Source organism: Ethanoligenens harbinense YUAN-3 (genome assembly GCF_000178115.2).
GTDB lineage: Bacteria > Bacillota > Clostridia > Oscillospirales > Ethanoligenentaceae > Ethanoligenens > Ethanoligenens harbinense.
This window is the reverse complement of record NC_014828.1, coordinates 1328672-1350684: the sequence shown is the minus strand read 5'-3', so window position 1 is coordinate 1350684 and position 22013 is coordinate 1328672. Positions and strand designations below refer to the sequence as shown.

The 22013-nt window shown below is 49.4% G+C and carries 21 protein-coding genes; 3 read left to right on the top strand and 18 right to left on the bottom strand.

What is annotated here, in order from left to right; translation table 11 throughout:
* Nucleotides 1–139: 139 nt before the first annotated feature.
* The 9 genes from ETHHA_RS15510 to ETHHA_RS06210 all read right to left on the bottom strand — a co-directional run bounded on the left by ETHHA_RS15510 (nt 140) and on the right by ETHHA_RS06210 (nt 11101).
* Complete coding sequence (locus ETHHA_RS15510) at nt 140–814, bottom strand: hypothetical protein (RefSeq protein ID WP_013485141.1); 675 nt, start codon at nt 812–814, stop codon at nt 140–142.
* A gap of 113 nt (nt 815–927) precedes the next feature.
* Nucleotides 928–1581 carry a hypothetical protein gene (locus ETHHA_RS06235; protein WP_013485140.1) on the bottom strand — a complete coding sequence of 218 codons (654 nt, stop codon included), beginning with the start codon at nt 1579–1581 and terminating at the stop codon, nt 928–930.
* Entirely contained in the window at nt 1574–2719 is a 1146-nt protein-coding gene (locus tag ETHHA_RS15505) for a hypothetical protein (RefSeq protein ID WP_137143862.1), read from the bottom strand. The genes ETHHA_RS06235 and ETHHA_RS15505 overlap by 8 nt, the downstream gene beginning before the upstream one ends.
* A 196-nt stretch (nt 2720–2915) precedes the next feature.
* Complete coding sequence (locus ETHHA_RS06225) at nt 2916–3602, bottom strand: hypothetical protein (protein ID WP_013485138.1); 687 nt, start codon at nt 3600–3602, stop codon at nt 2916–2918.
* A gap of 43 nt (nt 3603–3645) precedes the next feature.
* Entirely contained in the window at nt 3646–4314 is a 669-nt protein-coding gene (locus ETHHA_RS15060) for a hypothetical protein (protein WP_013485137.1), read from the bottom strand.
* Complete coding sequence (locus tag ETHHA_RS14525) at nt 4307–7930, bottom strand: SH3 domain-containing protein (RefSeq protein WP_013485136.1); 3624 nt, start codon at nt 7928–7930, stop codon at nt 4307–4309. The genes ETHHA_RS15060 and ETHHA_RS14525 overlap by 8 nt, the downstream gene beginning before the upstream one ends.
* Nucleotides 7931–8030: 100 nt before the next feature.
* Complete coding sequence (locus ETHHA_RS15500; protein ID WP_013485135.1) at nt 8031–9557, bottom strand: hypothetical protein; 1527 nt, start codon at nt 9555–9557, stop codon at nt 8031–8033.
* 347 nt (nt 9558–9904) lie between these two features.
* Entirely contained in the window at nt 9905–9997 is a 93-nt protein-coding gene (locus ETHHA_RS16325; RefSeq protein WP_423219404.1) for a Maff2 family mobile element protein, read from the bottom strand.
* 366 nt (nt 9998–10363) lie between these two features.
* The gene (locus ETHHA_RS06210; RefSeq protein ID WP_013485134.1) at nt 10364–11101 is read right to left on the bottom strand and encodes an SDR family NAD(P)-dependent oxidoreductase; all 738 of its coding nucleotides are present in this window, start codon (nt 11099–11101) and stop codon (nt 10364–10366) included.
* Between the two features lie 117 nt (nt 11102–11218).
* On the opposite strand from ETHHA_RS06210, the gene ETHHA_RS06205 reads away from it, so the two are divergent.
* From ETHHA_RS06205 to ETHHA_RS06195, 3 genes are all read left to right on the top strand, one after another.
* Nucleotides 11219–12073, top strand: coding sequence for a LysR family transcriptional regulator (locus ETHHA_RS06205; protein WP_013485133.1), 855 nt, complete (start codon nt 11219–11221; stop codon nt 12071–12073).
* Between the two features lie 217 nt (nt 12074–12290).
* On the top strand, nt 12291–12479 hold the full coding sequence (locus ETHHA_RS15495) for a hypothetical protein (RefSeq protein WP_137143861.1): 189 nt from the start codon (nt 12291–12293) through the stop codon (nt 12477–12479).
* A gap of 47 nt (nt 12480–12526) precedes the next feature.
* On the top strand, nt 12527–12766 hold the full coding sequence (locus ETHHA_RS06195; protein ID WP_041686721.1) for a hypothetical protein: 240 nt from the start codon (nt 12527–12529) through the stop codon (nt 12764–12766).
* 20 nt (nt 12767–12786) lie between these two features.
* Here the strand turns inward: ETHHA_RS06195 and ETHHA_RS06190 are convergent, their stop codons facing one another.
* The 9 genes from ETHHA_RS06190 to ETHHA_RS06150 form a co-directional block, all read right to left on the bottom strand.
* A complete protein-coding gene (locus tag ETHHA_RS06190; RefSeq protein WP_341349199.1) occupies nt 12787–13266 on the bottom strand; it encodes a GyrI-like domain-containing protein in 480 nt (159 codons plus the stop codon).
* Nucleotides 13267–13859: 593 nt separating this feature from the next.
* Nucleotides 13860–14147 carry an MmcQ/YjbR family DNA-binding protein gene (locus tag ETHHA_RS06185; RefSeq protein WP_242822099.1) on the bottom strand — a complete coding sequence of 96 codons (288 nt, stop codon included), beginning with the start codon at nt 14145–14147 and terminating at the stop codon, nt 13860–13862.
* A 157-nt stretch (nt 14148–14304) separates the two neighbouring features.
* Entirely contained in the window at nt 14305–15531 is a 1227-nt protein-coding gene (gene tyrS, locus ETHHA_RS06180) for a tyrosine--tRNA ligase (RefSeq protein ID WP_013485131.1), read from the bottom strand.
* Nucleotides 15532–15550: 19 nt separating this feature from the next.
* Nucleotides 15551–17242 (bottom strand): DNA repair protein RecN, encoded by a 1692-nt coding sequence (gene recN, locus ETHHA_RS06175; protein WP_013485130.1) that lies wholly within the window; start codon nt 17240–17242, stop codon nt 15551–15553.
* A 51-nt stretch (nt 17243–17293) separates the two neighbouring features.
* Nucleotides 17294–17746 (bottom strand): arginine repressor, encoded by a 453-nt coding sequence (locus ETHHA_RS06170; protein ID WP_013485129.1) that lies wholly within the window; start codon nt 17744–17746, stop codon nt 17294–17296.
* A gap of 3 nt (nt 17747–17749) precedes the next feature.
* On the bottom strand, nt 17750–18595 hold the full coding sequence (locus ETHHA_RS06165; protein WP_013485128.1) for an NAD(+)/NADH kinase: 846 nt from the start codon (nt 18593–18595) through the stop codon (nt 17750–17752).
* Between the two features lie 32 nt (nt 18596–18627).
* The gene (locus ETHHA_RS06160) at nt 18628–19440 is read right to left on the bottom strand and encodes a TlyA family RNA methyltransferase (protein ID WP_013485127.1); all 813 of its coding nucleotides are present in this window, start codon (nt 19438–19440) and stop codon (nt 18628–18630) included.
* Nucleotides 19437–21344, bottom strand: coding sequence for a 1-deoxy-D-xylulose-5-phosphate synthase (dxs, locus tag ETHHA_RS06155; RefSeq protein ID WP_013485126.1), 1908 nt, complete (start codon nt 21342–21344; stop codon nt 19437–19439). The genes ETHHA_RS06160 and dxs overlap by 4 nt, the downstream gene beginning before the upstream one ends.
* A gap of 71 nt (nt 21345–21415) precedes the next feature.
* Nucleotides 21416–21862 (bottom strand): divergent PAP2 family protein, encoded by a 447-nt coding sequence (locus tag ETHHA_RS06150; RefSeq protein WP_013485125.1) that lies wholly within the window; start codon nt 21860–21862, stop codon nt 21416–21418.
* Nucleotides 21863–22013 lie beyond the last annotated feature (151 nt).

Sequence of the window (22013 nt, the reverse complement as noted above, 5' to 3'; positions counted from 1 at the left end):
GAACCGCTTTTGGTCCTTCTTTTCTGATAGCCCCATGGAAAACAGCAAATTGACATATAGCTTCACAAGGCAATCATTTTGAAACGCCTACTGGGTTGGTGGTCAATTTTCAAGCATTAATATGGGTGTAAAAAAGCTTTTAAGGATATTTAGAAATGAGCTTTGCAGCATACTCCTGCACATCAGATGAAGTTATGGGGCTACCTCGGTTTTGCATCATCTCTTCATCTGTGAAAAGACCGCGTGCATAACGCTGTAGCGTTGCTTTAGCCTCCGTGTCATTGCATTTCAGGAGTAATTCACCAAACAGTTTTACCCGATTCCAGTTTTTGGTCATAAATAGTTCCTTTGCGACAGGATATAACATATTTGTATCAGAAAAATCATTATTTGATACGGTTTGTTCAGAATATATTTTAAACTTAGATCCATTAGCAGTTGCTTGATATGCAATGAAGTAAACAGAATTGCTGCTAAATTCGTAACACTTTAGGCCATTTGTATTATAACCCAAACTAATATCAGGTTTTTCAAAATCTCCTGTAATTATGTATGAGTATAATGCCATTTTATTGTCTTTAGTAAATATGTAAATCGAAGTTCGATGTTCAGGAAAAGTATCAGTAACATATCTAAGAATAAAATCATCACCTCCGTTTTGAAATGTCACTTGTGATCTTGAAGTTATAGGCGTCGTTTGACGCATATTTATATTAATAGAATAAATTATCGCTGAAACAATAACGATGACGACTACAAGTATCCCACTGATACTCCAAATTCTTTTGCTACGTTCCTTTTTTCTATTATCCATTGGATTTTAACCTCCAGATGTAATCTGTAAAAGCATCAGTCGCTGCATCAGATTGATTGGCAGTTGCTACTGTCCCTCCGACAAAAGTTGCAATTTGTGCATGGAAGGCGCTTTTATTTGTATTTCAGAAGTAAGCTGTATGAAAAAGTTTGGATTTGATTTGGGGTCACACTATTGCTTTTTTCGTTTTGGTCAATTTCCTCTGTTGTAAACGACCCGCTGGCATAACGTTGTAATATTTCCCGTGCTTCTGCATCATTGTTTTTTAAAAGTATTTCAGCAAAAGAGTGAACTCGTCTCCAGTCTTTGGTCATAAATTCCTGTTTCAATGCAGGGTATAGTAGAATGTAGTCAGAATCATTAGGTATAATGGGGGGATATGCCTTGACCCTAGAATTTTCATATTTATATGTAATAATACAAGTGCTTTTACTGAGCCACTCATAACATTTTAATCCATTCGCATTATAGATAAGATTGATTTCGGGCTTTTCAAATTCACCGCGAAACACGTAAGACGCTGCTGCATCTTCTTTTTCTGATAAAAATAAAGCGACTGACGTTTCTGTAGGTCCGTTATGATAAGTTCTATAACGCAGAAATAAATTTTGTTCAAATTGTCGAACGGTAATTTGCCCTGTTTTATTCTGATCGTCAGAAGAATTGGAATAATGCTGAAAAGTATTATATTTTACCCCAAAATACATTACTGACAATCCAATTAACAGCGCAGAGAAAACGAAAGCTATCAAATATTTCTTATTCATAAGATTTCAACTCCCAGCAACGATCAGCAAATGCTTGGATAACTGCGTTCGCTTGATTGGATGTAGGATGGCAATCCTTCATTAATGGTGAATATTGGGCAATCAGAGAGGTAGGCATAACATAGTCCATAGCGCCAATAACGATATCTTCACGATTAGAGCCGAACCTCTTTTCAGTAAATGAGGTATACCTTTTCTTTGCTTTAGCACCATAATAATTTAAAAAAGCATCAGATAAGCTGTTGTTGAATTGATTTAAATCAGTGTTAATGTTTAGCGCATCTGCATCTGCATATAAATCCGGCATAGAAAAACGGGATCCCGTATCCTGGCGCAAAAATGCAATTGCAATATTATAATTAGCCTGAAAATCGTTTGGGTTGCTTGATCTATCAATCACATCCTGTTGAAATGTTTCCAAATCGCCGGCCCAACCGCCCAAATCATCTATAATTGGTTCTCCAAATGTTGCTGGTAACCAGCTTGCTTCCCCCGGAACAGTATCATGCACTAAAACATGCAAAGTGGCAAACATGTGTGTAGCATCTATTTGCGCTCCCGTAAATGAATCCGTGAGAACAATCGGATCATTGGTAAAATAATACTGCAAATCCTTGTAAGTGCTGGTGCTGTTGATGTAACTAATCATTTCATTACTGACAGGATCAGCTGCTTGTACCCAGCGTGAATCATTATAGACCCCCCTTCTTATATATTGCAGTGCAAATTCAAGAGCTGAAGTTTCTTTACCTGTAATAGACTTATAGTGATTTACAGCATCTGTAAGTTTACTTAGATAATGACCCATTGTGGTATATGAATAATCTGGGCGATACGGATTTTCCCTTTGCATATTATAAATTTGCACATTAGAACCTGATCCATCGACAGCATAGGCAACAACCTTTAGTTCCCCCTGGGGCAAATAATCCCACGGTATCGAGGTTGAAAACCCGTGATACCCATTTCCCATCCCTGCATTCACCAAATCAGAGCGATACTGATTAGCAGTTACCGGCACACCATAAACTTGCGTTCCATTTGAATCATAAACATACACATGTGCCTCAATGGGCAGATTCGGTGCGGAAGACTTCCATACCCATCCGCCAACACCAGAGCTGTCCACATAATCCACACAGCCATTGGACGCATTCACAGTATAGTATTTAGGGGTTCCGGATAATGGGGGGTTATTTCCATTTTGTCCAATGGCATATGCTTCGATTTGATAATCTCCAAGTGGTATCGTTCGTCAATCCACCGCGTAGTTAAATCCATGCGATCCCGGTGCCACATCGCCCCTTTATCGTCTCGCTCCACAGCCGGTTAATTTAAGGATATTTAGAAATGAGCTTTGCAGCATACTCCTGCACATCAGATGAAGTTATGGGGCTACCTCGGTTTTGCATCATCTCTTCATCTGTGAAAAGGCCACGTGCATAACGCTGCAGCGTTGCTTTAGCCTCCGTGTCATTGCATTTCAGGAGTAATTCAGCAAACAAATTGATGCATCCCCATTTTCTTGTATTAAATTGCTGCTTTGCAACAGGATACAATAAATTTGCATCCTGGAAATTTCCAGCATCAATCTGTATACTTGAAAAGGGTTGGATGACTGATCCTTTTTCTTTATAGGTAATAAAATATACCTTTCCAGCACTCCACTCATATGCCACAAGGCTTTGAGTATTATAGATTTGCTTGATTTTTGGTGAAACAAAGTCGCCGTCAATTAGGTAATGGGTCAGCTCACCTGATTGCTTTTCAGAAAATATATATACGTCTGTAGAGTGTTCTCTTGCATATGTTGTCGTATAACGGATAGTAAGCATTTCTCCAGCTTGTTGAATTGAGACCTCTTTATGGATGTTTTTTGGAGTAAATAGCCAAACATAAGCAAATGATCCCCCAAAAGCAAGGCAGCACGAAACAACAATTACCAAAACAGAAACTATGCCAGCAATTATAAGTTTAAATATGGTGTGTAAGTGTTCGGTCTCTTTAATAGGCTTATTCATTTTTTAACTCCCATATATAATCGACAAATGATGGAAAGCGCTTTTATTTGTATTTCAGAAGTAAACTGTATGAAAAAGTTTGGATTTGATTTGGGGTCACACTATTGCTTTTTTCGTTTTGGTCAATTTCCTCTGTTGTAAACGACCCGCTGGCATAACGTTGTAATATTTCCCGTGCTTCTGCATCATTGTTTTTTAAAAGTATTTCAGCAAAAGAGTGAACTCGTCTCCAATCTTTCGTCATAAATTCCTGTTTCGCTACAGGATATAATAACCGATAATCGGATTGGTCAAAAAAAATGTTGGGATAAGCTTTAACGTTCGAATCTCCAGTTTTATAAGTAATAAAGCAAGTAGATGCACTTAGCCATTCATAGCATTTTAATGAATTTAAATTGTAAATTAAGCTAATTGATGGCATTGTAAATTCTCCGCGAATACTATATAACTCAACTGCTCCACTGTTTTGTCCTGATAAAAACAAATAAACCATAGTTTGAGTAGGCCCGTTTGAATAAGTAGTAGTGTAATGCAAAGATAACTTTTGTCCAAATTGATCAACGGTGGTTTGACCACTACGATTAGAGCCATCAATATAATATGCAGAATGTTTCCAAGTGTTATAATACCATACTCCGAAAAGCAAAGCCAATCCAAACAAAATTAAAAAAATGATTAATTCCAATTTCTTGGTTTTTGTTTTTTTATTCATTAGACATCAATTCCTCACAACGATCGCGAAACGCGCTGGCCACAGCAGTTGCTTGAATAATCGTCGGATTGCAATTTTTCATCAGGGGGGAAATTTTTTCAATAGCAGAGAGTGGTGATATGTAGTCCATTGCACCCTCAAGCAGGCTTCCATGTTCTGATACAATATGGCCAGCAAATGAAGTATATCGCTTTTTAGTTTGATTTTGATAATAATTTGAAAACAACTGGGGCAATGTGCTGCTTGATCCTATTAAATTCCAATACATATTAAGAGCATCGGCATCAGCGTTGAAATCTGAGATTGGAAAAGTTGAACCGCTGTTTTCTCTCAAAAGCGAAATAGCAAGATTGTAATTGATTTGATAGTCATTGGGATGGTTGGCTTTAACTATGTCATTTTGAAACGTTTCCAAATCTCCAGCCCATCCTCCCAAATCATCTATCAACGATTCTCCTGCTGTCGCTGGCAACCATCCGGCTTCATTCGGAGAGGTGTCATGTACTAAAACATTTAAAGTGGAAAACATATGGATGGCATCAATTTTGGCATTTGTAATTGGATCCACAAATTCGATGTAATCCTCTGTCCCGTTTGTAAAATAATATTGTAAATCCTGGTAGTTACTGCTTCCATTTATATAGTTAATCATATTGTGGTTAATTGCACCAGCAGCCTGTGTCCACCGTGAACTGTCGTATTCTCCCCGCCTTATATACTGTAACGCTAACTCAATGCTAGATGTTGTGGCACCAGTGCTTGATTTATAATGGTTCACAGCGTCTGTCAGGTGACTTAAATACGACGCCATTTTGGTGTACGAATAATCCGGACTTGATGGATTTTTTACTGTTGAATTATATATCGTTGAATTGGTTCCCGAGCCATCAACAGCATATACGACTATTTTTAATGGGCCTAAGGGTAAGCTGCTCCACGGGATTGAAGTCGAAAACCCATGATGTCCATTACCATACCGCAAATTTGCCAAATCGCTTCTATATTGGTTCGCAGTTACCGGCACACCATAAACTTGCGTTCCATTTGAATCATAAACATACACATGTGCCTCAATGGGCAGATTCGGTGCGGAAGACTTCCATACCCATCCACCAACACCAGAGCTGTCCACATAATCCACACAGCCATTGGACGCATTCACAGTATAGTATTTAGGGGTTCCGGATAACGGGGGGTTATTTCCGTTTTGTCCAATGGCATAGGTTTCAATTTGGTATTCGCCGGGAGGAATTGTACGCCAATCCACAGCATAGTTGAATCCGTGCGAGCCAGGCGCCACATCGCCCCGGTAGCAATTTGCCAAAACGGCGGCGAATCGTGCGATCTCCTGGGTGTTGCGGTTACGAATATAGATATGTACCCAAATCGAATCCGCAAGATTGTCCCGGTCACGCGCCCAACCGGCAATCCGATCACCGTCCACAACATCCAGCCAGCCTTCCGGCGCGCTGGTACTGCTTGCGGGAACACCGGTATTCGCGAGCAGGTTATTGACCGCAGAAATGAATTCCCCGGACAGGTTCCGATTGATTACATCCTGTGGATTCGCGGGCAGCGGCAATTCTACCAGGGTAGAGTTGATCCCATTCTGCATGCCCCACTTGATTAGGTAACCGTCGCTGCCTCCATTCGAAACATGGTTCAGACCTAAAGCATTATCAAAATAACTGCTGACTGTCGGATCGCCCAGCGTGCTGTTTTCCCAGCCGTGAACATCCAGCAGCACATTTTGACCTGCCCCGCTCTTGTGCTGGCTTACAAAATTTTCAAGGCTGACGACTTCCGGCGCGTTGTTGTTGGTACGGTTGCGGTCATCCGTGTAATACGCCAATGGATTGGTATTGTGGGAACGGTTCATATCGACCCATGCCGCTGTGCAGCGGCCAAATCCATTATTGGTGTAACCACTTAACAAACCGTCTGGATTGGCGGATGGAATTACATAAACCGTCCATTTTGACAGATTTCCGTTTCCATTCAGGTTTGCAATCAGGCTGTTTGCGATTTTTACCAGTTCTACACCATCTGCCGCCCAGCCGTCTTCAAAACCATGCTGTTCAAATACGCCGAACAAAACATTCGGCCCAGTTCCGAGTTTATAAGCATTCAAGAGACGCTGGGATGAACTCGTGCCATATGGTATCGCGCTGACTCCGCTTGGGGTTGGTAAACTGTCGAGTGATATGTGCTGTATTGCATTGATATCTACATATCCGCGCTTGGAAGCGCTGCCGCCGGTGTAATACTCCACGTAGCACCAGCCGTATTCGTTTTCCGTAATAATATTGACCTGATCCCCCGCAAACACGCTGCCCATCTGCGCGTAATTAGGATTGGGTCCGGTATAGGCAGGTAAATTAGCGGTAGAGACCCCTAGATTCCGGGTGATTTCAATAGAAGGAAGATTACTCAGGCTATAATGATCTCCTATATTTTCAACCCATGTGTATCCCCGTTTCCTGCCGGATGGCGTGTTATACTCTACAAATGCCCACAATCCGCTGGATTTCAAAATAACCGTGTATTCCGTTCGGTCAATACTGCCGACCGATGCAAAATGCGTATCGGTACCCGCATAAACCGGCGTGCTGGATGCCGTCACGATACCGATTACCCCATCGTGACGGCTGCAGAGCTGGGAAGTCCACACATATCCGCGTTTTGTGCCGGAGGGTGAACTATATTCAATATACGCGATATTCCCGCTGGTTTCAAGAACAGTTGCACCTTCATACGCATAAATGCTTCCAACACTCAGTCCACTTACTGTGGGTAAATAGTACACATTCAAATTGGCATTTGGCGCATTGTAGTAACCGCCATGATAATCTGCGGTAGGAACCGAACCGCTGTAACTGACGCTTCCGGATGGAACGTACCCCCGTTTATTCCCATTGGCAGTTCCATATTCAATATAGAGCCATCCTTGTTCGAAATCAATAATGCTGATATACTCTCCATTATCCACACTGCCCACCTGAGCATAGATGGAACCGCCCGGCCCAGCATAGGAGGTTTGTGCCGATGTCATTGTTCCTGCCGCTGCAATATTGATGGAGAAAGCGGAGATTAATAATCTGGATGATTTCTCGGCAAGTTCCTTGCTGATTAGATTCGAATAATGGATGCCGTCTTCCAGAAGCTGATCCAAGAGCAAAGAAGAAACGGTTACATTGGATGCATCCGTACCGTACGCTTTAAACAAGGATCCATCCAGCAATACCAAACGACTTTTTTCCCCTTGAATCTGTATGCTGTAAGCATCCCCGAATCCGGTTGGAGAGGGGGCAGGCTCTCCGCTGTTATCATACCATATTTCCGTCGCCGGGGAAAGAATGATGCGTTCCTGCCCGTTTATCAACGACAGCAACTTGTCCGCGAATAAAGCGGACTTTGTTTGATCTTCTGGTGCGTCTGCTTTCAGTTTCAAATATCCTTGTACGTCAATTTCAAACGGTTTTGACGAAAGCGAATTGATCAAAGTCAGCATCGTCTCGCGAGCCGCTGTTGGAATCCAAACACCATTGGAAACCGGAACATTTTTTATGATGCCATCTACGTCCGTTCTGGATAGGGAATGTTTTTTCCCTTCCAAAAGACCTGCTAAAGCAACATCAAATGTATGAGGCTGTACTTGGTTATCACTGTTGGCTTCGGAAACACCCGAATGGTTAGAATCCGTATTCGAAGTTGCATTACCGGCTGAAGTGCTGGCAGTGCTTAGTGCTTGAGGAATCGTCTGTTTTATCAGACGAATTGTTGGATGCACTGCTTGCTTGAGAAGGCGCCTGACTGCCGCTTGACTGTGAGGAAACACTGGGATATGAACGGCTGCCCGTAGAATTAGAACTGCTATTATCAGAAGCAGCAGAGGGTATACTGCTATCTGAACCCGATTTTGAAGGCGGCGACAATTGACTTGAGCCGGAGGAGACAGCGGACGCTGCATCTGTTTTCGCTGGGGGATTCGTTTTGACATCAACAGATCTGGAAGATGAAACCGTATTTGAGAAAGTCTTATCTTTCTGTTCGTCCTGCAAGCTGTCTCTTTCAGAAGAACTCACGGAGCCGGAAGAAAACACATTCTCCGTTTTTCCAGACACCTGAGATGCACTGCTTGCAGATGTGGATATTTGAGAAGAACTATCCACCGAAGAACCAGATGTCTTGGGACTGCCGCTTGGTTCGCGATTGCTCCCATCATCGCCCGCATCTTTCTTGGGGCTGGAGGAATTTCCAGAAGATGCATCTGATTGTGTTTGGCTGGAATTGCCGGACACATTGGAAAAATCTTGGCTGGAAGTACTGTTTGAAGATGGCAGTACAGTTGAATTCGACGAAGAAGAAGCAGCCTTTTCCAATATGCTGCTTAATTCCTTTGACACTGCCGACGTATAATCGGTTCCATCTTTATACAGTGTATTCAGCATGAAGATCGCAAGGGCAGGATACTCATTTTGCGATTTTGGTGCAAAGTGCGCACGATCTAAAATCATGATCCGACTGTCATGGAAAACCACGGATACGCTGTCCGATATCTCTTGTTTTGTGATGGTGTGCGAAGATTCGTTATAACTCCAATAATATGGGGATATAGACAGGATTATACGGTCCTGTCCAGAGATTAGCGCATCTATTTTATTATAAAATGTAAGAGATTTTTGAGAAGTCAGTATGGAATCCCTTATTTTATGTATGTAACCATCTCCGTCTATCGTAAATGGATAGGCGGAGGCGGCATTTAGCAGATTTAAAATATCGTTTCTCGCTGATGCGGGAACCCAAATGCCGCTGTTTGTTGGCACCTGCTCCATGCTCTTCGCAACCATCTCTTGATCCAAAGTTGCATCGTCAGAAATCAAGAGCCCCGCGAGAGCAGTGTTAAAACTGGTGGATGATGTTGGAAGAACAACATTGCTCTTTTGGGGTATGGAAGGCACCGTGCCTGAAGTGCGGCGATTTTGATCACTCGTATTTGTAATACCAGAAGCCGCGCCTGGCTCGCCGGATGGTGATACGCCAGCTTCACTTACGGTGCTATTGGTACCGGGTGTTTGGTTATCAGGCACCTTCTGTAAAATAGTGGAAGCTCCTTGATTTTGGCGGGCATGTTCCAATTTCAAGGGCTCGGCAGAAGTTTGAACCGTACTGGAAAAAATCATAATGGTTGCTAATGTAGCCGCTATTGCTGATCGAAATCCTGCTATTACCTTCTTTTTCATTTGTTTCTCCTGTGTCGCATTTATACTATGTAACGAGGGGATGAAATAATTTTACCATATTTGTGTAATATTCAATACATAATTTATGTCTATTTTATGAACAATCTTTTTTAAGATATTTTATATATTATTTCTAATATTACTAAATAATAAAGGATTTTCTAAAATTCAACAATATTTTCGCTGCTTATATCTCGGGCATCGCCGTGACTGGACTAAGAAATTTTTGCTTATACAGGGCAAAAAGACCATTTGCCCATTTTTTAGCTGATGGTCTTTAAATGTGATGTGCATATAAATAAATCTGTATCATACCCTACGTCCGCCGGCTACCTATCATATTGTATTTATATCCTATATTTGCTTCCTTCTGGGCCCCGCTCATTCGCGCCTGGACTGTCTGACCCGTACCCTTCTAGACGGTTGATGACGCCCCACACGGCAAGGCCCGCGCCGATGGCAGCCACCAGTACTTCCAACGTGATTACGGAGAATTAAAAAAGCTCACGGACTTCCTCTATCTCACGGCGCTTCTCTCCAAAAATCTGGTGCAAACACAATGTGATATTTGCAATTCCAACTTATGTGCGATAAACTGTTTATGTCGTTCATTTCGAATAATTTCCTTTTGCTACTTGTATGCAGTTGGCGAACCGTATTTCCGTTGTAGCAAGGGGAGTTTTTGTGCCCTGTTCATCGGCAGAAGCCTCTTTTGAACCACTCGCCAGGCGAGTGGTTTTGGGCATACAAAAAAGAGCACCCAACGGCGCTCCCTGAATCAAAATAGCGATTTTGTTTTTATTCTGTTAAATGACCATCCCGTTATTCGGGCTGATAACTTGCCCGGTTATGGACTTTTGCGATAAGATCGCGCAAATCAGTTCCGCGATGTCCTCCGGGGTGGAGATACGTTGCAAGGGCAAATGCCCACTCAATCGTATCATCTTTTCTTCCTCACCCTTCCACCACCGAGTAGATACGGCGGCGGGCGCGATGCAGTTTACCCGGATTTCCGGAGCCAACGCATGAGCGAGGGATTTTGTCAGGCAATGCACGGCGGCTTTGGAGACTGCATAGGGCATGGAGGAACCGCGGCCGGTGATACCGGCGATACTTCCCATATTGAGAATGGAGCCGCCATGCGCTTTCATGACCAACGCGGCGGCGCGGGCACAGTAAAACATGCCCTTGACATTGACCGCTATCAGGCTATCCCAGACCGCATCCGTAACCGCCTCCAGATCCGGCAATTCGATTTGTTCGGTGATGCTGGCGTTGTTGACCAGAAAATCAATACCGCCGAACCGTTCCGCCGCCTGATCCATCATCCCCCGCACTTGGCCGTCATCAGAAACATCCGTTCGCACTGCCAACACACGACCGCCCAGTTTCTGAATTTCCCGCTCCGTTTCCTGTGCGTCCACTTTCGAGTGCGCATAATTCAGCACGATATTGGAGCCAAGCCCAGCTAACATCAGACAGACTGCCTTGCCGATTCCTGTTGCCCCCCCTGTGACAACTGCTGTTTTGTTATGAAAATCCATATTCCAATCCTCCGTTTCTTGATATGCTTCTTGACAAATCCATTATACTTTTTATGCCGGAGGAAGTATAATAGGGAAAAACGAACGCATCCATCTGTTTGGACGATGGAGGAAAACATGGAAAGTTTGGAGCTTCGGATTTTTTGGGAAGTGGCATATGCCGGGTCCATCACGAAAGCATCGGAAAACATGTGCTATGCCCAATCCAACGTGACGGCCCATATCCGGCATCTTGAACAAGAGATTGAAGTAACGCTGTTTGTCCGCCATAGCAAGGGCGTTACACTGACCGAAAAGGGAAAACAACTGCTCCGGTATGCGGATCAGGTGGTTCACCTGCTGGATGAAGCGAAACAGCACCTAACCGATAATAAACCCATTTTGAAAATCGGCGCGACCCAAACGATTGCCGCTCACGCGCTTCCCATCTGGCTTGACGCATTTGCGCGAGTATATCCGCAGACACGTTTTTCGGTGTCAACTGGCATCCAGAGCCAACTGCTTCAAGCCGTTGCCGACGGTGGATTGGATTGCGCCTTTGTCAACACACAGATTGAAAATTCCAAAGTAATCGCGCTCTTTTCCATGCAGGAAAATTTGGCATTGATTACGCCGGAGAACCGTTGCTATGAAGAATCCATGCGATTGCCGCTTGTGGCATCCGATATTCCGGGCTGTCCGTATCGCGGCCTGCTTGAAAGCTGGGTTTTAAGGAATACAGGCATCCCTGCGGAGGTCATTACATTTGACACGTTGGCCGGAATCATAAAAGCGGTCGCTTTGGGGTGGGGCATTTCTCTCTTGCCGAGGGCGGTCGTGCCGGAAAACGAACCTCTCCGACTGTTTTGCGCAGACGAAATCGGCGCGACGTTTATCCGGCTGGCCGCTTCTAATAACACGATCAATCCTGCCGTGCGGAATTTTAGCGGTATCATCCGCTCCCACACAAATGCACAAGGGGGATGCGAATAATTGTCTCCCGGTGCAACTCAAGTAGAGCGTTCGATGGCCGCAATCGCTCCAAGGATAGGAAGTGCCTAAAGCGGTGGACCGCGTTTCCTATGGCCTTGATTCTTTCCAGCTAATGGGGAACGACATCTCGCGCTCGTATGTTTCCACAATCTCCAAATCGCTGTATCCCCAGATCATACTGTCCTGATGCGCTCTCGATTGCCGCAGCAAGGCGGCTTTGGAACACGTCCGAAGCTTCCAGTCCGACGCCAATGGCGTGGCCAACCCTCACCAGTTCCGCCGTCACGGCACGAATTCCATCCATGAACATCTGTGCGGGCGGTTCACCGTGCGCCACCCGGGCAAACTTTTCCTCTGCGAGATACGCGACAATACCCACAAGCATAGCGGGCATCGGGACGATTAAGAAAAAACAGGCCGGCGCTAAGCCGGTCTGTCTGGGCGGGGGCACCCATGGAATTAAACGAGCCTTTTCCGAATCTGAATGCCCAATGGGTGCAGTGGTCGGAATATGAGATTGCCGAAGTAAGCGGCGTACGGGACATCCGACCGGTGGAAACCGCCGGCGCGTCTCCTTTATATGCGGTAACGCCTGCTAAAATCCGAACCGCGCGACAAATTCTGCTCGGCCGCCTGCCGCAACCACTACAACGTCAACACATTCCGCAGGCGAAAAAAAGAAGAACAGGGTAACCAGTGAAAAGCCTGACGCATCATGCTCGTTTCATCGGGTGACGGATAATTGTGCGCAGCTTTTCCGGCGCCGTGCGGCGCGGGTCGCCTAGATAAATCTCATGGTGTCGGCGCATACCACCGCCGGGCAGCGGGTCACCGATGGCGCTGATCAAGCCGTTTCCCTCTGCAAACCGCTTCATTTTCTCAATGGAAACAGATTCGGCGTCATCGGGTCCAATATGCAAAATCTGCGCACAAGTACCCTCCGTAAAAATTTCCAGCCGCGCCTGTTCGATGGGAAGGGCTGGTTTTTTCTTATGCAACGTTTCGCGCGCCCAGTCGAACACCTTTGGGGTGACGAAATCCGGCTGGCGGATCATCGAAGTCCATAGAAGCCCGGACTTGTCCGTAATGTTCGTGCCGTCAAACCCGCCGGACTCCGTCATCCACAGTCCCTCCAGCGGCGGCACCACATAGGCAAAATAGCCCGGCAGAACCACGCCGGCCTTCGGACTCATCTTGAGGGTGAACGACAGGCCGTACAGCAGTTCCAGCGCTGTTTGATATTCCGCCGAGGTATTGTCCGTCCAGCATCAGGAACGGCATCGCGGACACCTCTACAAGGGACGGCTCCGTTTTGGACCCGTAAAGCTCTTTGTACATCTTTTTGAAATCAAACGCTTCCGCCATGCTGTGTTTCCTCCCCAATCGTAAATTTCCGCCTACTCATACCCTGACGATCGTTCACATGGCGGCTCCGCAAAAATCTTCAAGCGGTGTCTGATAAAATGCGCCCCACCGCGGTTTATAGACAATCCATTCATTTGGAAATATGTTCTGCAAGGCCCCATTGAGCAGATTCTCGTCGTCGAGCGGAGTACCGTTCGGCTTTAACGGGGATACGATGTCGGCTCCACGCGTACCCAGGCGAACCGCAGCAACTTTACCATGTTTGGCAAAATCGCAAATGTTCCGGATATCTACGCAGCCGCGCCCGGCAAAACAAAGTCGTTCTGCATATCGATGATAATGAAAGCGGGGTGTTCAAAATCGGTCTTTGTGTAGCTGCCCATACGGTCATCTCCTGAATTGCAAAAAAGCGTCATCATCTCTATCTGCCGCGCTTTGGCATCGTCAGACGGTAGCTGTGCTCGATCATGCCGCGCAGTTCATCTTCCGGCTCGCATTTGAGATTGACGCACAGCCCGTCACGTTCATAGATAAAGGCGAAGCTCTTTTGATTCAACCGGTGGCGAATCACCGTCCATGCACCCGCCGCATCCGCACTCTCGTCAAACGGGTAATCTTCGTATGCGTCGGGGTAGGTCAGGCAATAATCGACCAACGCACAGCGGGTCATCGTTTCGGCAGGCTTGGCACCCGCTTCGTTTGCTGTCATTTCGACCCCTCCTGTTCCTCCAACAGAGTGCGAAACATCCGCTCCGGATTTTTGAGAAACCGGCAGCATGGCCCGATATCCTTCGCAATTCTTTGATTTCAGACATTTGAACTACTTCTTCGCTTCCGAAAAATCGAAAAAGGCTCCCTTTTTCCTGTCAGTTTTCCAAGGTTACTTTATGAAATACCTTTTTCCCTTTGCGAACGATATAGTCCGTCTGAAAATCGGCCGGGGCAAACGTCTGGGAAAACGAGGTGATTTTCCGGTCGTTGACGCTGACACCGCCCTGTTCGATCAGACGGCGCGCTTCCCCGCGCGAAGGTGCAAGGCCACAGCGCACCAGCAACTCCAGGATAGTAATCTGCCCGTCGTGGAAATCGGACTCCGACAAAGCGGTGGCAGGCATGTTCGCGTTGCTGCCGCCCGTGCCAAACAGCGCATGGGTAGCTTCCTGCGCCTTATCGGCTTCTTCCTTACCGTGCACCTGTTTGGTCACTTCATAGGCCAGTCGTTCTTTAGCGCGGTTGAGTTCACTGCCCTCCAAATCGGAAAACGTTTCGATCTCATCCAAAGGCACGAACGTGATCATTTTCAAAAGCCGGATGACATTGCTATCCTCTACATTGCGCCAATATTGATAAAAATCATAGGGCGATGTCTTTTCGGGGTCGAGCCAGACTGCCCCGCCCTGTGTTTTTCCCATTTTTTTGCCGTCGCTGGTGGTGAGCAGTTGGAACGTCATACCGTAGGCGTCATTCCCCGTTTTCTTTCGGATGAGTTCGACGCCGCCGATGATATTAGCCCACTGGTCGTCCCCACCGAATTCGATCTTGCAGCCATAATCGGTGAAAAGCCGGTAGAAATCATAGCTCTGCATGAGCATATAATTGAATTCAAGGAACGAGAGACCACGTTCCATCCGCGTCTTAAAGCATTCGAACGTCAGCATACGGTTGATGGAAAAATGTACGCCCACTTCCCGCAGAAAATCCACATAGTTCAAACTGAGCAGCCAGTCAGCGTTGTTGACCATCAAGGCTTTGCCATCCGAAAAATCAATGAACCGCTCCATCTGCTTTTTGAACTGTGCAATGTTGTGCCGGATGGCCTCCGGTGTGAGCATCTGCCGCATGTCGGTGCGTCCGGTGGGGTCTCCCACCATGCCCGTTCCCCCACCGAGCACCGCGACAGGACGGTGTCCCGCACGCTGCATATGCGCCATGATGACCATCTGCAGAAAATGGCCGACATGCAGGCTGTCCGCCGTGGGGTCGAAGCCGATATAAAAGGTAACGGGCCCGCCGTTAACCAATTCCCTGACTTTTTCCTCGTCGGTCGTCTGTGCGATCAGCCCGCGTGCCGTCAATTCCTCATATACGCCCATGTGTTTAACCCTCCAATATTCATCCGTCCGACGACGGGAACGTCCCGGCCGCGCCCAGCATCTCCGCCGCGTTTTGCAACGTGAGCGGCGTGATGGCGGCGCCGCCAATAATGCGCGCCAGCTCGCGTTTGCGCCCTTCAAAATCCAACACATGCAGGCGGGTGAACGTTCTGCCATCCTCCACGGTCTTTTCAATCAAAACGTGCCGGTCGGCTTGTGCCGCGATCTGCGCCAGATGCGTGATGCAGACGATTTGCCGCGCCCCGGCCACTTGTTTGAGCTTGACACCGATCTTATAGGCAGCACGGCCGCTGACGCCGGTGTCGATCTCATCGAAAATGAGTGTGTCAATGTCATCCACATCCGCCAGCGCGTTTTTGATGGCCAGCATAACGCGGGAGATTTCGCCGCCGGACGCGATTCTGACCAACGGCCGCAGCGGCGCGCCGGGGTTGGCCGCAAACAGGAATTCCACGCCGTCCGCGCCGTCCGCTTCCAACCGGGACAGCGGCGTCAGCTTCACGTGAAAACGGACATTGGGCATTTCCAGAAACGCCAGCTCCGTCCGTATCTTTTCTTCCATCGTGCGTGCGGCCCGCCGCCTGTTTTCCGTTAGGCGGCCCGCCATCTGTTTGGCCTGCGCAGCCAACGCCTTTCCTTTCTGGCGCAATGCGTCCGCCCGCTCCCCCGACGACGTGATGCTTTCCAGTTCCTGTTCGGACCGCTCGGCAAACGTCAGGATATCCCCGATTGTTTCGCCGTATTTTCCCCGCAGACGGAAGATCGTGTCCAGGCGTTCCTCCACGGCTTCCAGCCCGCGTGGGTCGGCATCCACACCGTCCAGCCGGTTCTGCAGCTCGGCCGCGCAGTCTTCCAGTTCATAGCGCAGGTTCTGCAGGCGCTCGGCCAGCGGCACGAGCTGCGGCAGCAGATCGGATGCCGCCTGCACGGCGCTTGCCGCCGCACCTGCCAATGTGTCGGCACCCGCTGCAGTTTCCGCACCCTGCAAAGCACCCAACGCTTCCTGCAAGGAACCCGTGATTTTTTCAGCGTGGAGGATATTCGAGCGACGTTCTTCCAGTTCTTCTTCCTCGCCTGGCCGCAGACCGGCCGTACGGATCTCGTCGATCTGGTATCGGAGCAGATCGACACGCCGGGCCTTTTCCGCATCGTCCATCGCTAGCTTTTTCAACTGCGCGCGCAACCGACGCAGTTGCTGATAGACCTCATGATAGGCCTGCAAACTCTCTGTATTGCCCGCGTAAAGGTCCAGATACCGGATATGGTTCTCGGGCGCAAGCAGTGCCTGATTGTCGTGCTGCCCGTGAATATTCACCAGCAGCCGCCCGACTTCCCGCAGAACAGAAACGGTGGCAGGCCGACCGGAGATACGGCAGCTGCCGCGCCCGTCCGCCGTGATTTCGCGGGAAAGAAGCAGGCTGCCGTCCTCCTCGCAAGGGAATCCCAATCCCTCCACGCGTGTGCGAATACGTTCCGGCACCTGCGCAAACAGCGCTGTCACATGCGCCGCATGGGCGCCTGCGCGCACAATCTCTCTGGAAACACGCTCGCCAAGCGCCAGATTGATGGAACCAATAAGGATCGATTTACCCGCGCCGGTTTCCCCTGTGAGCACATTCAGACCGTCCGCCAGCACCAGATCGGCATTTTCGATGACCGCGACGTTTTCGATATGCAGTTGTGCCAGCATAGCGTCCACCTGCCTTTATGTCATAAAAACCGATCCGTGCGCGGGCAATCTTTACGCGCGGATCTTTTTTTCCAGAAGCGCGCAGAGGTTTTGAGCATCTTCTTCTGTACGCATGATGACGAGAATGGTGTCATCTCCCGCGAGCGTGCCCACCAGGCCCTGAAAATGCATAGTGTCCATCGCGGCGCAGACCGCATTGGCTAGCCCGGAATAGCATTTGATGACGATCTGATTGAATACTGCCTCCATCTTCACGACGGATTCTTCAAGCAAAACATCAAACTTCGAGGAAAGTCCCTCCGTTTCCGATTTGGGCGCTTTATAGATATATTTTCCGCTGCCGGAAAGGGTTTTCAGCAGCCGGAGCTGCTTGATGTCCCTCGAAACGGTCGCCTGTGTGACAGGGTAGCCATTTTCCCGCAGCAAACTGAGCAATTCTTCTTGTGTGGATATCTCGTGTGCCGCAATGAACTCCAGGATCTTTTCGTGCCGCCCCTGTTTCATGGCTCAAATGCTCCTTTCGTTCATTTTGTTGTTCAGCACCTCGTAAAACGAGATATCTTTCAGACGCACCAGATGGGTTTTGCGGCTGGATCGCACCACCCGCACCTGCATGCCGCTCTCCAGCCGCATGACCTGCTTGCCGTCGAGCAGCAGATAGGCCTCGCGTTCCTCCAGTTGCTCCGGGAACATACAGATCTCCGCGTCCGGCGAAAAGAGGATGGTACGCGAAATCAGCGAATGCGGGCAAATGGGGGTAACACCAATGCTCTCAAACTCCGGATCGATTACCGGGCCGCCCGCCGAGAGCGAATACGCCGTGGAACCCGTTGGGGTAAACACGATCAGCCCGTCCGCGCGGTAATTTCCCACCAGCCGCCGATTACAGTTGAGACGAATATCAATCAGACGGGAAACCGCTCCCTTGGTGATAACGACATCATTGAGCGCATAGGAAACGGGCACGCCGCTCACATGCACCGCGAGCATCATGCGGCTGTCCAGTTCATAATCGCCCTGCACCAGTCTGGACAACCTGTCCAGTTCGTTCAACTCCAGCCCCGCCATAAAACCAAGCCGCCCGACGTTGATGCCCAAAACCGGCAGCTGCCGAACAGCTGCCAGCTTTGCGGCGTGCAGGATGGTTCCGTCTCCCCCAAGGACAATAATCAGATCGGCGCTGTTGTAGATCTCGTCTATTTCGAGAAACACCAGGCCGTCCAGCCGCATCTGCGCTGCGGTGAACGTCGGCATCAGCACCGTCACCCGGAGCTGCAACAGTCGGCGGCAAACTTCGGTGGTGTAGACAAAGCCTTTGTCTTTCTCGGCACTTGGAACCACGCCAAACTTCATCGTCTTCCCCCTTTGCCGCCATGCGCGCTTTTTTAGACAGTGCCGTTCAATGTCCGGTGCGCATTCTGCACAACCGTTTCTATTGTAAACAATTCCGGCCCGGCATTGCAAGCTGTTTTCAAATACAACAGGTATTCAATGTTTCCTTCCGGTCCTTTAACGGGTGAAAAATCCAGCCCTGCCGGTACGAAACCAGCCGTCGGGGCAAATGCCGTGATCTTACGGATGACCTCCTTGTGGACAGCCGCATCCCGTACCACGCCATGCTTGCCCACTTTTTCACGTCCGGCCTCAAATTGCGGTTTGATAAGACAGACACCTTCCGCTTCTTCGCGCAGATGCCGGCGCACCACCGGCAGCGCGAGCGTGAGCGAAATGAATGAGATATCAATCGAGAAAAAATCGACCGGTTCGGGCACCTGCTCCGCCGTGAGATGCCGGATATTGGTGCGCTCCAGATTGACCACGCGCGGGTCGTTGCGCAGGTTCCATGCCAACTGCCCATAACCCACGTCAATGGCATACACTCTCTTTGCGCCGTTTTGCAGCATACAATCCGTGAATCCTCCGGTGGATGCCCCAACATCCATACAGATGGCTCCATCCAGCCGAACCGGGAAGACCTGCATGGCCTTTTCCAGCTTCAACCCACCGCGGCTGACATATGGCAGCGTATGGCCGCGTACTTCCAGCCGCGCTTCGATTTTGATCTCGTCCCCCGGTTTGTCCACTTTTACACCATCAGCATAGACAATACCTGCCATCACCAGCGCTTTGGCACGCTCCCTGCTTTTTTCCAGCCCTTTTTCCACCAGCAGCAGGTCGATCCGTTTCTTTGCGCTCATAGAACCAGCCTTCCGTCAAAGTGTTTCAGGCCGGGCGGCGTGACCGTATCCCGGCGGATTCTGTCGGCAATGCCCTCCGCATCCAGTCCGAGCAGATGCAACAGCACATCCACGGGCCCCTGCTGAACGAACGTATCGTCGATCGCACTGATATGGCAGGCACCCTGATATCCCCGCTCCATCATCTGTGCACAGAATAGTTCGCCCACGCCGCCGGAACGGATGCCTTCTTCCACAAAATAGAGCCGGGAAAAAAACATGGCGGTTTCATAGCAAACCTTGTCCACCGGCTTGATGCGGTTGAGTTTGAGGACCGACACGGACCGCCCTTCCCTGCGCAGCATCTGCGCGGCACTGGCCGCTTCGGCAAACAACCTGCCGTAGGTTACGATCAGAATATCCGCCTGCCCTGCGCCATACAGATCATAGGTGCCGTAGGCCGGATGGAAATCCGCAGGCAGCACGGGAGAACATCCCCGCGGATAGCGCACGGCAACCGGTCCGTCACATTCATAGAAAGCGGCAAAAAGCAGATTGCGCAGTTCGTCCGACGTGGTGGGGCTAAACACGGTCATGTGGGGAACGGTGTTGAAAAACGCCACATCGAAAACGCCCTGATGGGTCTCACCGTCCTGCCCCACCAGTCCGGCCCGGTCAACGGCAAAAACGACCTTGTGCTTTTGCAGGGCAACGTCATGAATGATCTGGTCATAGGCGCGCTGCAGAAACGTGGAATATACGGCAAACACCGGCAGCATACCGTTGGCGGCCAGCCCCGCCGCAAACACCACGGCATGTTCCTCGGCGATGCCAACGTCGAAAAAGCGATCGCGGTACTGCGCGGCAAACTCCGTCAGCCCTGTGCCCGCAGCCATGGCGGCTGTCAGCGCGCAAAGACGTGGATTGCTGGACGCCGCCATGCAGAGCGTGCGCCCGAACACGGCGGAAAACGTTTCGCGGCTGGCCGGGGCGATGGCGTCCCCCGTTTCCACGTCAAAGCGCGACACACCGTGGAATGCGCGCGGATCCTGTTCGGCAAACGAATATCCTTTGCCCTTAACAGTAAGCACATGCACCAGCGCCGGGCGACCGGCCGTCTTGGCCCGGCGGAGCAACCGTTCCACCGCTTCGATATCGTGCCCATCCACCGGGCCCAGATAAATCAGGCCCATTTCCTCAAAAATGGTGCTGTGGTAGAGATAGTTCTTGATCGCGTTTTTGGACAGAACGAGCGCCTTGCGGATCTTAGGCCCGATATAGGGCAGATGAGCAAGCACCGCCTCGGCGATATCCTTGATCTTAAAATAAAACGGCCTGGCGCGGATGACCATGAGGTGCCGGGCGATGGCGCCCACATTGTGAGAAATGGACATCTTGTTGTCGTTGAGTACGATTATCAGCTTATCTTGTGTGCGCCCGGCGTTGTTCATGCCTTCAAACGCAAGGCCGCCGGTCAGCGCGCCGTCGCCCACAACCGCCACAGCGTACCCGTCTTCACCCTTTACGCGCTTGGCTGCGGCCAGTCCTCCCGCCGCCGAAATGGCAGTGCTGCTGTGCCCCGCCCCAAACGGATCATGCACGCTCTCATCGGCGCGCGGAAAACCGGAAAGCCCTCCGAACTGCCGGATGGTATCGAACCGGTCCGCCCGGCCGGTGAGCAGTTTGTGCACATAACTCTGATGGCCCACATCCCAGACGATCTGGTCTTTGGGTGATGCAAAGGCGCGGTGGAGAGCCACCGTCAACTCCACCACGCCCAGATTGGACGCCAGATGTCCGCCATTTGCGGAAACCGTTTCAATCAGTTTTTGCCGCAGTTCCGCACAAAGGGCGGGAAGCTGCCCTTGCTCAAGATTTTTCACATCTTCCGGCCCTTTTATCTGATCAAGCAACGGATATTCCAAGAACGATTCCCTCCATCGGGTCCGAAACGCGCACCGGCCTGCACATTCAAAATCTATCCATCGAGCGGCTGTCAGCCCATGGCCAGCGCCACCAGAATACCGAGCATGATGCCGGCCAGCACTTCCATCGGCGTGTGGCCCAAAGATTCTTTGAGACCCTTCCGCGTGACTTCGGAGCCGTTTTTCTCGGTGATTTCCACCAGTTTATTGAGCACTCTCGCCTGTTCGCCCGCCGCTCGACGCACACCCATTGCATCGTATATGACCACGCCGGCAAGCACAAACGCCAATGCAAATTCCGGCGACGCGGCGCCGCACCTGCGCAACACGCCCACAAACAGCGCGCACACCATTGCAGAGTGAGCGCTGGGCATTCCGCCCGCGCCCAAAATGCGCTCGGGGTCAAACCGCTTGGTAATGATCAGGGTAATCACCGTTTTGATGATCTGCGCAAAGATCCAGCTCAAAACCGCCGCCATCAAGATATAATTATGAAAAAAATGCGATAGCACCAACATGCACCCAACCCTCCACGCGCTTGCCGCGCAATATGAGATCACCGGTCCCCATCCGCCGGCAAGGTCTCCCAGTGCATAGAAGCACTGGTTATCCAAAATGCGCGCAGCTTACAACGCACGCCGGAAAACCGAATATATTCTTATTGAAGTT